Source organism: Desulfoferrobacter suflitae (assembly GCF_022603395.1).
GTDB lineage: Bacteria > Desulfobacterota > Syntrophobacteria > Syntrophobacterales > Syntrophobacteraceae > Desulfoferrobacter > Desulfoferrobacter suflitae.
Genome location: NZ_JAIBKA010000003.1, coordinates 312,964 through 326,997, shown reverse-complemented (window position 1 = coordinate 326,997; position 14,034 = coordinate 312,964). Strand labels below are relative to the sequence as shown.

Here is a 14,034-nt window from a genome sequence, read left to right as displayed (position 1 = left end):
CGGAACCCAACGCCTGATCTGCTGAGTTTGGTGCCTCAGCCCAGCCTGCCTGGAAGCCAAAATCATGTTCTTGAACACTATAGGAACCGCACCCGACCTTATCAAGAGGAAACATCGGTTGCAGTGAGTTCACATTCATTTCATTCGGCATGCCGGGAGGTCATCAATGCTGATGCAGATAAACGGTTTTCTTCCTTGCTGCGGTGATTAAGCCGTATCTGCCGCCTTATGGTAGCACAGCTTGAACAGCGTGGGGCCAAACAAGCAGGTCAACAAGGCCAGCAACACCACGGAATCCTTCATTTGCTGATCGATCAGCCCTTTTTCCAGGCCGATGGTGGCAGCGGCCACAATCAAGCTCAGCCGTGAGGAGAGCAGTGCACCCGCTTGCAGGGATTTTCTCAGCGGGAAGTCCTGGAAGTAAAACAGCAGACTTGGGATCACTTTGACCAGGATGGCGAGGATCAACAATTTAAGTGTGAAAATGAGCTGATCGACGGCGAGGATATTGTGCAGATCGAACTGCATCCCGACATTTATGAAAAATATCGGGATCAAGAAGCCGAAGCCGAGCGCCGACAGTTTTATTTCCAGGTCCGGCTTCTGCCGGAATACAAATGAGAGCACACAACCTCCCATAAACGCACCCAGCACCGGCTCCAGATGTACCAGTTCCGACTCGGCCACGAAGAGAAACAGAAGAGCGAGCGACAGCCTTACCCCAAGCTCCTGGGAGTCACTTGCGCCAAGTAGCTTCTCGGCCTGTTGAGGATGCCACCACACCCACATTCGGCCGGCCCAGAGCAGCAAAGCAAAACCGGCAAAAAGCGGTATGGGCGCAATGAATCGCCAGCTGAAGCCGTAATCCTTGCCAAGCACGAAAAATGTGATCCCGAAGAGGGTCAAAAAGTCTGCCAGGGAGGCGGCAATCAGCATCTTCTGGCCGAACGGCGCCCGGCTGATGCCCATCTCTTTGAGAATCGGCATCACCAGACCCAGCGAGGTTGTGGTCAGGACCAGTGCTACAAAGACTCCTCTGCCAAGATGGATTGCTGCAGCGAAGGACAGACCCAGACTGGCTCCGAACACCAACAGCTGAAACAGCAGCTCCTTCCAGCTCTGCTTGCGCAGCATGTCAAAATCAATCTCCATTCCGGAGTGGAACATGAGCAGAAGGAACCCCAGATGAGCTAAGAAGGGCAGCCAGTCACCACTAAACTGAAGATTCAAGAGACTCTTGCCCATGACCACACCAAACAAGATTTCCACTACGGGAGCCGGCAGCCGGAGTAACCGGCTGACACCCGGGAGAATCGCTACGGCCAGGCTGACAAGCAGCAGGGAAAATTCTTGGTTGATGGACATAGTGCCCGCCCCAGCAGGGATTAGTTCGTCACGATGAGCACCGAGCAGGGAACTTCCTGGGCCAAGAGCTCTCCCACGTGCGGCGCAAACAGTGTCTTATCTTTGGTGGTGCTGCCCATGACCAGCAGGTTGAAATCATTCGCGACCTGAACAATTTCTTTTACAGGGTTGCCTTTTCTGACGATTTCGCGCAGTTCTACTTTGTGTATGTGGATGATTTCTCGAGCCCGTTGAATATTCGACTCGATCCAGTCCTTGCCTTGCGAACCGGTGATGAAGTCAGCCTGTTGAACGATCACTATGGCGACCTCCGAATTCAACTGGCGAGCCAGGTCTGCGGCCAACTCCAATCCCAGCTCAGCTTTGGGAGAGCCGTTGAACGGTACCAAAATTCGCTCGTAGGGCTGAGTGTTCCTGGCCACGAGCAATGGGCACGTGAGGGAATGGGCCAGCGAGACCAGGGCAGGTTTTGCCATCGACTTAAAAAAAGAGGCCTCAAACGGATGCACAACCACCAGGCCGCAGTTGTCACGTGCATCGCTCTCCTGAATGCGGCTCAAAACGTCCCCTTCAACCTCCTCCGTCCGGATATCGATGGTCTGGGACCATGACTTCAGCTCGTCCTGAACGGAGCACTCCCGTTGGGCGGAAAACACCGTCAAATGCTTGACCTTGGTGTTTTGTGCCAAGTGCATGCTTTCTCTTATGATCGCCGCGGGGTTGGCATCCGATGTCAGGGCAACCACCATTCCCTGTCCGTAGGCAAGCGGAAAGTGAGGATGGTCGCATTCCAACAGGTCACAAATGGGCCTGAATACGTCAGGTTTGCCGATTATCACCAGGCGATCGTTCGCCTCGATCACCAACTCAGGCTCGGCAAAGATCAACTGCTTCTTTCGAAACACGGCGACCAGTTTCCAATCCTCGTCTATCAGGGCGGCAGTCGGCCGGCCGATCATCCGAAAGTGGTGGGCGACATCCACCTCGATGATTTCAGAGGGTCCAAGTGTCAGTGGGGTGACATGAATGCGCGGATCCTGCAGATAGTGAAAGATGTTCCTGGCAAGCAGGGTGCTTCCCAGGATGGAGCGAACCCCCAGCTCTTCAAATTTTTCCTGGTTCTCATGTTCGTTAACCAGTGAAAGAATGTGGACCACGCCTTGATCTTTGGCATATCGTGCGGTGGCGAGATTGACCTTGTCGTTGTCGGTAAGAGCGAGAACGTAGTCGAAGTTTGCCACCCCAGCCGCGTCCAAAGCAACCGGGCTGGCGGCATCGCCGACGGTCATCCTCTCAATATTGAGATCAGCCGAAACCAGCTCATTGAGTCGCTCCTCGGACATGTCCAGCAGGGTAACACGCCAGTTGTCACCCAATCTTCTCAGCAGATGCCTGGTAATCTTGCCGACTCCGCAGATCAGCACTTTCATCGATGAGACTCCTTGTGAAACACGCTCACTGAGGTATCGAAGGTCGGACGATCTCGGCCCGGCACTCTTGTCCCGCCACCCCAACCAAACAGGACGGATCGGCTTGACGACGCCATGTTGAGATCATCTTCAGAAGGCGATTAGAGCAATCTTTCGGCAAAGCAGAGCGAACCGCTTCAGAAATTGGTGGTCGGCATTGCCCGAATGAACAAGGGGATTCTACGAGCGATAGGAGGCGTTGATTTTTACGTAGTCATACGAGAGGTCGCAGGTGTAGGCGGTGAAGGCCGATTCCCCCAATCCAAGATCGAGTCGAACCGTCAGCCGTTGCCGTTTGAAAACCCGGCTTGCCCTCTCCTCGACCTCGGACCCCGCCACAGGCATGCCTCCACGGAACACGCACACATCGTCAAAGAACAAAGCTGCTTTCTGTGGGTCCAGAGGAATACCGGATCTGCCGGCCGCCGCAACTATCCTTCCCCAATTGGCATCTTCCCCAAAAAATGCCGTCTTGACCAGGGGTGAATGGGCAATGGTGAAGGCAACCGTCTTGGCGCTTTGCATGTCGGGCGCTCCACCTACCTGAATTTCAATGAATTTTGTGGCTCCTTCACCGTCATAGACAATCTGTTTGGCCAAATCCAGCAATACCGCCTGTAAAGCTTCCCCGAAAAGCAGGCTTTCATCGCTCTGCGGATTGCGCAACAGTTCGTTGCCCGCTGCACCGCTTGCCATCATCAGCACACAGTCATTGGTGCTGGTATCCCCGTCGACTGTGATGCAATTGAATGAATTGGACGTACCGTGCCGCAGCCAGTGACTCAACAGGTCCGGTTGAATGACTGCATCGGTGCAGACAAAGGCCAGCATGGTGGCCATATCGGGAGCTATCATGCCGGAGCCCTTGGCAACGCCTCCGATGGTGATCATCTTCCCCTGGATCTGCACACGGGTGGAGGCCATTTTCGGGACTGTGTCGGTTGTCATGATGGCGCGAGCCACCTGTTCCCATGCATCCGCTCTCAATCCGGCGCACAGATCGGGCATGGCAGCAGCCACAGGCTCCAGCTGAATCTGTTGACCAATGACGCCGGTAGAAGCAACGAGGATTTGTTCGGCATCGACGTGCAGGCTTCGCGCGACGAGCTCGGCCATTTGGTGCGCCTTCTGCCAACCCATGGCGCCGGTGCACGCATTGGCGATTCCGGCATTGATCACAATCGCCTTCTTGTAAGGAGAATGGAGATGCCTTTTACACAGCTCTACCGGTGCCGCACTAAACAGGTTGCGCGTGAAAACCCCGGCCGCTGCGGCATCCAAGTTGTCGCCGGCAGCGATGAGTGCCAGATCGGGCCGGTTGCGATAGCGCATCTGACATGCCAGCGCCGACACCACAAAGCCGGGAACAGTAAACGCTTCGTTACTTACCACAACACTTCTTGTACTTTTTGCCGCTGCCACAGGGGCATGGGTCGTTTCTCCCAACTTTGCGATCCTTCTTGACGGTTTTCGAACCCTTGGGAGCTTCGCCCTCCGCCGGTCCATAAAACATGGGTTGTTCTTCCTGTTCCCTGCGCAACTGTTGGACCTGTTCTTCCCGTTGAATTTGGATATGAAACAGCAAGCGAACCGTTTCTTCCTTCACTCGCTCGATCATTTCCTGAAACAGCTGATGCCCCTCTCGCTTGTAGGCCACCAGCGGATCCTGCTGGCCGTAGCCGCGCAGCCCAATGCCTTCCTTGAGATGATCCATGTTGAGCAGATGATCTTTCCACAAACTGTCCACCGTTTGCAGCAGAACGTAATTTTCCAGGTCCCTCAGGATGGCTTCTCCAAATTCTTGCTCGCGGGCTTCGTAGCGTTGTTTCACTCGATCGAGGAGCTCTTCCTGCAGCTCTTCCAGGGTGTGCTCGGATAACGATTCGGCAGTCAAATTGAGCTGCAGTCCGAATACCCGATTCATCTCATTATTGAGAGTCTCCATGTCCCAGTCTTCTGCATAAGTCTTTTCGTCGGTTGTTGCAGCCAGTATCCCCCCGAGCAGGTCTTCTATCATGTCCATGATAGCCGGCTTCAAATTACCGCCATGCAGGGCTTCCCGCCTCTGCTGATAGATGATCTCACGCTGCTGATTCATGACATCATCGTATTCGATCAATTGCTTGCGTACACTGAAATTTTGTGCTTCCACGCGGCTTTGGGCATTCTCGATGGCGCGGCTGATCATGCGGTGCTCGATGGGTTCATCTTCTTCCATGCCAATGCGCTGCATCAACCCGGAGATTCGATCTGCTGCAAATATGCGCATGAGATCGTCTTCCAGCGAAAGATAAAATCTGGAGGACCCCAAATCTCCCTGACGTCCGGCACGACCTCGCAGCTGGTTGTCAATGCGACGCGCCTCGTGCCGTTCCGTGCCCAGTATGTGCAAACCGCCCAATTCGGCGACGCCTGCACCCAAGACAATGTCCGTGCCACGGCCCGCCATATTGGTGGAAATCGTGACCGCTCCGCGCTGACCGGCTTTGGCCACAATCTCAGCCTCCTTCTCATGGTGCTTGGCATTGAGAACCTCGTGCGGGACCCCGTGCCGCTTGAGCATGGCGCTGAGTTTTTCGGACTTGTCGATGCTCACTGTGCCGACCAAAACCGGCCGGCCGATGTGATGAAGCTCCTCGATTTCCCGCACCGCTGCTTTAAATTTTTCCTTTTCAGTGCGGTAAATGACATCGGGATGATCGAGCCGAATCATCTTTCTGTGAGTTGGAACGACCACAACGTCCAGCTTGTAAATCTTGGCGAACTCAGCCGCTTCCGTATCGGCAGTACCGGTCATGCCGGCCAGCTTGTCGTACATACGGAAATAATTCTGAAAGGTAACGGTGGCTAAGGTCTGATTTTCATTCTCTATTTTTACATTTTCTTTGGCTTCCAGGGCCTGATGCAGCCCTTCGCTGTAACGCCGGCCGGGCATCAGGCGCCCGGTAAACTCATCGACAATGATGACCTTCGAGCCTTTGACGATGTAATCGACATCTTTTTTGAACAGGGTGTGGGCTTTCAGGGCCTGGTGCACATGATGCAATATGTCGATATTGCGCGGGTCATACAGGTTGTCTACTCCCAGGAGGTTTTCCGCCTTGGCTACTCCCTCTTCCGTGAGTGCCACGGTGCGGCTCTTTTCCTCCCTGGTGTAGTGAATTTCTTCTTGCAGGTGGGGAATGATGCGATTGATGCGATAATAGAGTTCGGTGGATTTTTCGGCGGGTCCCGAAATGATCAACGGCGTGCGCGCTTCGTCGATCAAGATGCTGTCGACTTCGTCCACTATGGCGTAATTGAGCTCACGCTGCACCACATCATCCAGACGAAACTTCATGTTGTCGCGCAGATAATCGAAACCGAACTCGTTGTTGGTGCCGTAGGTGACATCCGCACCATAGGCCTGTTTGCGTTGCGCGTCATCCAATCCATGCACGATGCAGCCCACTTCCAGGCCAAGGAAGCGGTAGACCTTTCCCATCCATTCACTGTCGCGGGAAGCCAGGTAATCGTTGACCGTCACCACATGGACGCCCTTTCCCGTCAGGGCATTGAGATAGACGGGCATGGTGGCAACCAGAGTCTTACCTTCCCCCGTTTTCATTTCTGCGATTCTGCCCTGATGCAGAACAATGCCGCCTATCACCTGCACATCAAAAGGACGCATGCCCAGTGTCCGAACAGCAGCCTCTCTTGCCACCGCAAAAGCTTCCGGCAAAAGATCGTCCAGCGGCTCTCCATTGGCCAGGCGCTGCCGAAATTCACCGGTTTTAGCCTGCAGTTGAGCATCGCCCAGTTTGCGCATCGGCGGCTCCATTTGAGTGACCCTATCGACCATGGGAGCGATGCGTTTGAGGTTGCGATCATTTTGGCTGCCAAAGATTTTTTTTAGTAGGACACCGATCATCGAACGAAAGAAAGCCTCCCTGAAAGATTTCCTTTAAGCGGCACAAGCAAACTGCCGATCCTGTGGATATTGCAGGCCCATCCACGGAGCAAATTTTCCACTGGTGTCGGTCAGGAGCACCCCAGACATTGACTGGACCGTAAGCAAATTCACTTCTCGGTCGGTCTCTTGGCAAAGTGTAAGTGGGTTACGCGCCTGCTCGTGCACCGTAACCCACCGAAATCGGGACATCCCTCCCTCGACTTACAGCTTGTTCTTATAACTCACGCCGCCCTAGATGGCAAATCGGGACGGCTCTTGGACTCGCCCCTGGATGGCTGCCAAGCGTCCCGCGTGATCCGCCAGATTCCGCTCCGACTCGCACTTCGTGTATCATATTCCGGTAGGAAACTTGGGCAGCTGGGCTAACGCCTCCTGAATTTTTTCGTCGGGATATTCGTAGTCCTCCAGCTTTCCTTCCATGTAGGCGTCATACGCATTCAGGTCAAAGTGGCCGTGTCCGCTGAAATTGAACACAATGCATTTTTCTTCACCCGTCTCCTTGCATTTGAGGGCTTCATCGACCGCCGCCCTGATGGCGTGGCTTGTTTCCGGAGCGGGGATGGTGCCCTCGGTATTGGCAAACAGCACGGCTGCTTCAAAACATGGGTTCTGCGGGTAGGCAACGGGCCTTATCACCTTTTTATCGACCAGCAGACTGACCAGAGGAGAATCACCGTGATAACGCAGTCCGCCCGCATGGATGCCGGGAGGTTCGAAGGTGTGCCCAAGGGTATGCATCAACAGCAACGGGGTGAGCCCTACAGTGTCGCCGAAATCATAACGGTAGAGTCCCTTGGTGAGCGTCGGACAGGAGGACGGTTCCGCACCGATGATTTCGCAATCCAGTTTGCCGCTCAGCTTGTCGGAGACGAAAGGAAAGCAGAACCCTCCAAAATTACTGCCTCCACCCACGCAGCCTATCAGCACATGGGGCTTTTCCCCGACCAGTTCCAGTTGTTTTTTGGCTTCCAGGCCAACGATGGTCTGGTGGAGCAGAACATGGTTCAGAACACTTCCCAAGGAGTAGTTGGTATCTTCATGGGTAGCGGCATCTTCCACTGCTTCGGAAATTGCCATTCCCAGGCTGCCGTTGGTGTCCGGATTTCTTGCCAGTATATTGCGGCCCGATTCGGTGCGGTCGCTGGGTGAGGGATACACTTCGCCGCCCCAGATATGCATCAAAGACTTTCTGAAGGGTTTCTGATAATAACTCACCTTAACCATGTAGACCGTGCACTTGAGGTCGAGCAGCTTACAGGCAAACGACAATGCGCTGCCCCATTGGCCCGCGCCGGTTTCCGTGGCAATTCTCGTGATCCCCGCCTGTTTATTGTAATAGGCCTGTGCAACCGCGGTGTTGGGTTTGTGACTTCCAGGAGGACTGACGCTCTCGTCCTTGTAATAAATACGGGCGGGTGTGCCTAAGGCCAATTCGAGATTCCTGGCACGCTTGAGAGGAGTCGGTCGCCAGAGCCGGTATACATCTCTGATGGCATCGGGGATCACGATCCAGCGTTCCTGACTGACTTCCTGTTTGATCAGTTCCATGGGAAAAATCGGCGTCAAGTCTTCCGGCTTGATCGGTTGTCCGGTCTTTGGGTTGAGCGGCGGCGCGAGTGGTTCAGGCAGGTCAGGTTGAACATTATACCATCTTTCGGGTAGCTCGCTTGGACTCAGATTGATGTGGAACTTGTCCGACATTCTCGCCTCCTGTTGTCTAAATTAGAATGATCAACGCATTCATTATTTTCACGAATCAAACATCCATCACCATGGCAATTTCATCACAGTCGGGAAACTTTGGGCAGTGTAGACAATCCGCCCAGATCTTCTGGGGAAAAATGTTCTTGTCGACCACCTGAAATCCCAAATGGCTAAAGAAATCCTTTTCATACGTCAGCACGAATATCCGCCCGATACCCAGTTTTTTTGCCTCCGCGACACATTCCATCACTAGTCGGCGTCCAATGCCGCGGCCTTGAAACGCCGGATCCACCGCCAGGGACCTGATCTCCGCAAGGTCCTCCCAGACAATATGAAGACTGCAGCAGCCCGTGAGCCGACCCGATTCGTCCTCTACGGCTACCACCGCATCGCGCAAGTTGGTGTACAGCTCGCTCAGCGAGCGGGCAAGAAGTTTGCCGTCTTTGGCAAATTGGGCAAGCAGCTTTTGCATGACCGGTACATCACTGATCTTCGCTTTGCGGATCATAGAGCCATCCTATAAAATTACAACCGCCTGGAAATCAATGTCTCCAGAGCCGACAACAATTGTCCTATTTCTTCCGGCTGCGTAAAAAAGCCCGGCGAAACTCGCACGGTACCTTCCGGAAAAGTACCGAGGGTGCGGTGCGCAAGAGGGGCACAATGGAGGCCGGTCCGAACTGCTATATCAAATCCCTGATCCAAAAGATAGCCCAGATCAGCGGGGTTGATCCCCTCCAACGTGAAAGAGACCGAACTTGAGCCGCGCACACCCGGACCATACACTTTGATTCCCGATAATTCCCTTAACGCCGTCTCTAACTCCTGGGCAAGAGAAAGCTCGTGACGCCGTATCGAAGACATTCCCTGTTCCAGGATGAAGTCGATACCGGCCCCCAGCCCGGCTATGCCGGGAAGGTTGGGAGTACCGCTTTCATAGCGATCCGGACAGAACTCCGGTTGGAGCTCCTCTTCCGAGAGGCTGCCGGTTCCGCCCTCAATCAGCGACTTAACACTCAAATCTTCGCGAATATACAGTATACCCACCCCCGGCGGGCCCAGGAGAGCCTTGTGTCCTGAACAGGCCAACATCCCCAGATTCAATCGCTCGACCGCAATCGGCTGGATACCCCCGGTCTGGGCCGCATCGAGCAACAGTGGAACGGCGTGGTCAGTGCAGATCCCAGCCACTTCCTCGACGGGTTGGAGCGCTCCATTGACATTGGAAGCATGCGCGAGAACCATGAGTCGAGCCGGCCTGGTCAAGGAAGCTTTGAGGGCATCCACGTCGAGCTGGCCGTTCGATTCACACGGGACTATGTCTACTGCAACACGCTCTTGGGCCAGCATTCTCAAGGGCCGGATCACGGCATTGTGCTCCATGCCGGAAACAACCACTCGATCACCCGGTCGCACCCAGCCCTTGAGGACAATATTGATGCTTTCAGTGGCATTCTTCGTGAACAGTACCCGCTCTGTCCTGGAAATCCCAAACAGGCCGGCGACTTTCCCGCGCACTCTCTCCAGGATCGCTGAAGCTTCGCGCGCCCTCCTGTGCGAGCCTCTTCCCGGGCTACCGCCTACCTGCTGCAGTGCATATTGCACCGCCTGATACACGGAAGCGGGTTTTGGGTAGCTGGTGGCAGCATTGTCAAGATAGCCGGCCATGCTCTGGTCCTTCATGCTTCACTGATGATCCTCTGTGTGCCGCTGTATAGCGTAAACTTTCCGGCTCTGGCAAAACCCACCAGTGTGATGTTGAGTGAGTTGGCGAGTTGCACGGCCAGGCTGGTGGCTGTGTTGCGACTGATAAGCACCGGTATGCCCACTTTTGCCGCTTTTATGAGAATTTCTGAAGTCAGTCTGCCGGTCGTGATCAGCAGTTTGTCCTGCAGGGAAGTGCCATGCAAAAATGCGTGGCCGACAATCATATCGACTGCATTGTGGCGGCCGATGTCATCGCGAAACAATAAGATCTCATCGGGTGTTGCCAGAGCAGAGTTGTGCACCCCATGAGTCTGCCGGTAAGTCTCGCTCATCCTATTCAATGCTTCCAGGTGTTGCCTCAACTGCTGTGCAGAGAGCGCCACGGAGCTCTCAACGGGCTTACTCAACAGCGCATCCACGGCGTAATAAAAAAGTGATCCTTTACCGCAACCCGAGGTGATGGTCCGCTTCTGCCACAGGTTTTCCGCCAGGGAAGCCTCCCGACTGGTGATCACCTGTACTTTCCCCTGGGAGTCATCAACCGTCACTTCTTGCAGGTCCGTGCGACTCTGCAGAAAACCTTCCCCGTGAAAGAAGCCGACTGCAAGCTCATCCAAATGCTTCCCGGCGCACAGTAACGTGACCATTTCCCGCTGGTTGAGGTAGAGTGTGACGGGTCGCTCGTTGACCACCAGCTGACTGCGCTCAACAAAGCGTTGTCCGTCGAAGATTCGAACGTGTACCGCAGAGGCCTTCTGCGCAGGCGTGCGGTCGGAACCGTGATGCACCGGTACACTCCTCATTGCTTGAGCATCAACTTGGCGCTGGACCAGGCGACATAATCGCCGAGTATCTGTTGATGATCAAACGCGAGATCAGACGGCAGTGAATCCAGGGGAAATACCGCCAGGCGTTGTGCATCATCTGCAGCCACCGGCAGGCCTCGCCCCTGCGCGAAAAAAACCACGGTCACCGTATGCTGGCGGGGATCCCGGGCCGGGTCCGAATAGGCTCTAAACTGTTGCAGTTCATCGAGGTCCACCCCGGTTTCCTCTTTCGCTTCCCGGTATGCGGCCGCCTCGAGACTTTCTCCATAATCCACAAAGCCACCCGGAAGTGCCCACCCATACGGGGGATTTTTCCGCTCAATCAAGATGATGCCATGCGTCATGTGAATAATAATATCCACTGTCAGTGCGGGGTTGCGATAAATTTCAACGGGTTCACCACACTTGGGGCAGTTGATCGTTTTGCCTGCAGGCATTTTGTCTCCCCCTGACAGAATTCAGTTTAAATCTTTGCCGGGGCAGGACTGTCGCGCAGCAAAACGTGTTCGAGCAACAGCACCAGAACTATGCCCACGACCAGCCCGTTCCCCAAAAACACGCGAAAACCGCCGGGCATGGCAGCCAGGAACGGTTCGGGGAGAAATCCAACGAGGGTGCCGAGCAGCACCGGCAAGCCAACCACATAGTAATCGCGACTGGTTATTCCCTGCGCGGCTACGATGGACAGGCCCGCTCCGATTTGCGCTCCCATAGCCACACACAGCGCGGCTCCAACCACCGGAGCCGGGACCATCGCCAGCAGGGCGGCAAGCTTGGGAATGCAGGCGGCAAGAATCAATATGACGCCGCAGTAGGTAATGGTGAAACGGCTCGCTACCCGATTCGCCAGCACCACACCGGGACTTAAGCTGTAACTCACGGTTCCCACAAGTCCGAACAGGCCGGAGACGACACCCCCCAACCCGTTGACGAGAATGCCCCGCGAGATCGATTCCGGGAGTCTGCCGGTATCGGTGATATTGGCAATGCCGTGCAAGCTGCCCAGGCTGTTCACCAAAAGAGCCAGATAAGCCGATGCAAAAGCGATGAGTCCCGGCCAATAAAAGCCCGGTAAAGTAAACGACCATGGCTTGGGCGCCGAAATCCACGAGGCCCCCCTGAGATGTCGCCAATCCAGATAGCCAAGCAGTGAAAATGCCGCCGTTCCCACAACCATTCCCAACAGCAGGGAAAGGGTCTTCCAGAAGCCGGTCAGCCGGTGGGATATGGTCGCCATAAAAAGTACCAGGGCCATGCTCAGCAGGAACACCGGCAGAGCTCCGGAAGCTGCATCAGGGCTCCTGCCCAGCATGGTGTGTACCAGGTAGGGGAGCAAGGTGAAAGCAATCAACATGAGAATCACGCCGACCACGTTCGGCGTGGCAAAGGAAACGGCTCGTTTGAGCTGTCCCGAAAAAACCAGGATGATCAACAAAGCGCCGCCAAAGATGGTACCCCCCTGGATGGTCTCGATTCCGTAAGGGGCGAGCGTGATGTAGGTCAACAAGAGTGCGGTCGATGGCCCGTCCAAAAGAGGATAGCGGTGCCCCCACACAGTCTGTAATGCGGAAAAAAAGCCGCTGACAAGGAGAATGAGCTGCAGGAAGCGCACTTCCTGCTGAAGATTCATGTTTAAGGCCTGGCTGATGAGCGTTGCCATGATAATGAATGAGGGGAAGACGATGACGGCCCATTGCAGGCCGTAAAGCAGGGCAAGCCTGATGGGGGGATGCTCGTCTATGTCATAAACGTACTTGGGTTTAGCCATCTTGCCGCCAACAGCTCAATCGTCCAGGGGAAGAGAGAGTACAGGTGTTTCCCGTCATGCGCTAACCGGCGTCGGGGCCAAAACCGTTTCAAGCCGGATGATAGAAATCGGGGGAGCTCCATTAAAAGGCAAGGTTAAAACATCAGTGCTGTATTTCAAACAGGCTGCTGATGGAATCCTCATTGTGTATGTTCTTGATGGCTTCGGCAAACAATCTGGAAGACGCCACCACCTTGATATTCTGGCAATGGGCCGCCTGTGCCCCAAGAGGCAGTGAATCGGTCACCACCAGACTGGCCAGCGAGCTGTTCTCGATCCTGTTCACCGCCGGTCCTGACAAGACAGCATGGGTCACACAGGCATGAACTTCCTTGGCACCTTTTTCAAGTAATGTCTTCGTCGCTTCCAACAGGGTCCCGGCGGTATCCACCATATCGTCCAAGACGATGGCCGTTTTATTGTTCACTTCGCCGATGATGTTCAAGGCTTCCGCTTCATTGACGTTGACCCGGCGCTTGTCTATCAGCGCCAATCCAGCCTTCAGGCGCCTTGCATAGGCACGGGCGCGCGGCACTCCTCCAGCGTCAGGCGACACGATGACCAGTTCATTATCAAAATGTTCGCGTATGTAGGGTAACAAAATGGGAGAGGCATACAGGTTGTCCACCGGAATGTCGAAGAACCCCTGGATTTGTCCCGCATGAAGATCCATGGTGAGGATTCGCTGGGCGCCGACTCGGGTGATCAAGTCGGCCACAAGGCGTGCGGTGATGGGAACCCGGGGCTTGTTCTTGCGATCCTGCCGAGCGTAACTGTAGTACGGGATAACCGCCGTGATTCGCCTGGCCGAGGCCCGTTTGAACGCGTCGATCATGACCAGCAGTTCCATGAGATGATCGTTGACGGGCTGCGCTCCGGACTGAACGACAAATATGTCCGCGCCGCGAACGTTTTCTCCTATCTCCACACGGATTTCCCCATCGCTGAAGGTGCTCACCAGGGCACGACCGAGGGGAATTTCCAACAAATCACAGATGCGCTGTGCCAGCTCAGGGTTGCTGTTACCCGCGAAAATTTTCAGTCCATACGTGGCCATAAACCCAGTCCTCTTTAAAAAAGAAACACTTACAGACTATCGATGTAATCTTAAGGGAGACATTTTCATATTATAGGACACCTCAAATGGCAACCCTTTTCCGCACTATTTTTCACATTAAAACGGGGGAACGGTGACGGCAGAAA

Annotated in this window: 11 protein-coding genes; all 11 read right to left on the bottom strand. The window is 54.7% G+C overall.

Translation table 11 applies throughout. The features are described from left to right. Window positions 1-207: 207 nt before the first annotated feature. Window positions 208-1,365 (bottom strand): cation:proton antiporter, encoded by a 1,158-nt coding sequence (locus K1V27_RS06895; protein WP_258928883.1) that lies wholly within the window; start codon window positions 1,363-1,365, stop codon window positions 208-210. A 20-nt stretch (window positions 1,366-1,385) separates the two neighbouring features. Next, a complete protein-coding gene (locus tag K1V27_RS06890; protein WP_258928882.1) occupies window positions 1,386-2,795 on the bottom strand; it encodes an NAD-binding protein in 1,410 nt (469 codons plus the stop codon). Between the two features lie 219 nt (window positions 2,796-3,014). Next, window positions 3,015-4,226, bottom strand: coding sequence for a bifunctional glutamate N-acetyltransferase/amino-acid acetyltransferase ArgJ (gene argJ / locus K1V27_RS06885; protein WP_258928881.1), 1,212 nt, complete (start codon window positions 4,224-4,226; stop codon window positions 3,015-3,017). Further along, entirely contained in the window at window positions 4,216-6,744 is a 2,529-nt protein-coding gene (gene secA / locus K1V27_RS06880; RefSeq protein ID WP_258928880.1) for a preprotein translocase subunit SecA, read from the bottom strand. Before secA ends, argJ begins: the two co-directional genes overlap by 11 nt. 372 nt (window positions 6,745-7,116) lie before the next feature. Further along, window positions 7,117-8,487 (bottom strand): TrpB-like pyridoxal phosphate-dependent enzyme, encoded by a 1,371-nt coding sequence (locus tag K1V27_RS06875; protein WP_258928879.1) that lies wholly within the window; start codon window positions 8,485-8,487, stop codon window positions 7,117-7,119. 55 nt (window positions 8,488-8,542) lie between these two features. Continuing rightward, a complete protein-coding gene (locus K1V27_RS06870) occupies window positions 8,543-8,998 on the bottom strand; it encodes an N-acetyltransferase (RefSeq protein WP_258928878.1) in 456 nt (151 codons plus the stop codon). A gap of 17 nt (window positions 8,999-9,015) precedes the next feature. Further along, entirely contained in the window at window positions 9,016-10,173 is a 1,158-nt protein-coding gene (locus tag K1V27_RS06865; RefSeq protein WP_258928877.1) for a cysteine desulfurase, read from the bottom strand. Then, window positions 10,170-10,985, bottom strand: a complete 816-nt coding sequence (fdhD, locus tag K1V27_RS06860) for a formate dehydrogenase accessory sulfurtransferase FdhD (protein WP_258928876.1) — start codon at window positions 10,983-10,985, stop codon at window positions 10,170-10,172. Before fdhD ends, K1V27_RS06865 begins: the two co-directional genes overlap by 4 nt. 11 nt (window positions 10,986-10,996) lie before the next feature. Continuing rightward, window positions 10,997-11,461 (bottom strand): NUDIX hydrolase, encoded by a 465-nt coding sequence (locus K1V27_RS06855; protein ID WP_258928875.1) that lies wholly within the window; start codon window positions 11,459-11,461, stop codon window positions 10,997-10,999. Window positions 11,462-11,487: 26 nt separating this feature from the next. Continuing rightward, on the bottom strand, window positions 11,488-12,792 hold the full coding sequence (locus K1V27_RS06850) for a uracil-xanthine permease family protein (protein ID WP_258928874.1): 1,305 nt from the start codon (window positions 12,790-12,792) through the stop codon (window positions 11,488-11,490). Window positions 12,793-12,934: 142 nt separating this feature from the next. Then, window positions 12,935-13,888, bottom strand: a complete 954-nt coding sequence (locus K1V27_RS06845; RefSeq protein ID WP_258928873.1) for a ribose-phosphate diphosphokinase — start codon at window positions 13,886-13,888, stop codon at window positions 12,935-12,937. Window positions 13,889-14,034 lie beyond the last annotated feature (146 nt).

Excerpts from the sequence above, each read along its gene's own strand:
- K1V27_RS06870 (WP_258928878.1), bottom strand. The coding sequence starts at position 8,998 with ATGATCCGCAAAGCGAAGATCAGTGATGTACCGGTCATGCAAAAGCTG.
- K1V27_RS06895 (WP_258928883.1), bottom strand. The coding sequence starts at position 1,365 with ATGTCCATCAACCAAGAATTTTCCCTGCTGCTTGTCAGCCTGGCCGTA.
- K1V27_RS06875 (WP_258928879.1), bottom strand. The coding sequence starts at position 8,487 with ATGTCGGACAAGTTCCACATCAATCTGAGTCCAAGCGAGCTACCCGAA.
- K1V27_RS06845 (WP_258928873.1), bottom strand. The coding sequence starts at position 13,888 with ATGGCCACGTATGGACTGAAAATTTTCGCGGGTAACAGCAACCCTGAG.
- K1V27_RS06890 (WP_258928882.1), bottom strand. The coding sequence starts at position 2,795 with ATGAAAGTGCTGATCTGCGGAGTCGGCAAGATTACCAGGCATCTGCTG.
- secA (WP_258928880.1), bottom strand. The coding sequence starts at position 6,744 with ATGATCGGTGTCCTACTAAAAAAAATCTTTGGCAGCCAAAATGATCGC.
- K1V27_RS06865 (WP_258928877.1), bottom strand. The coding sequence starts at position 10,173 with ATGAAGGACCAGAGCATGGCCGGCTATCTTGACAATGCTGCCACCAGC.
- K1V27_RS06855 (WP_258928875.1), bottom strand. The coding sequence starts at position 11,461 with ATGCCTGCAGGCAAAACGATCAACTGCCCCAAGTGTGGTGAACCCGTT.
- K1V27_RS06850 (WP_258928874.1), bottom strand. The coding sequence starts at position 12,792 with ATGGCTAAACCCAAGTACGTTTATGACATAGACGAGCATCCCCCCATC.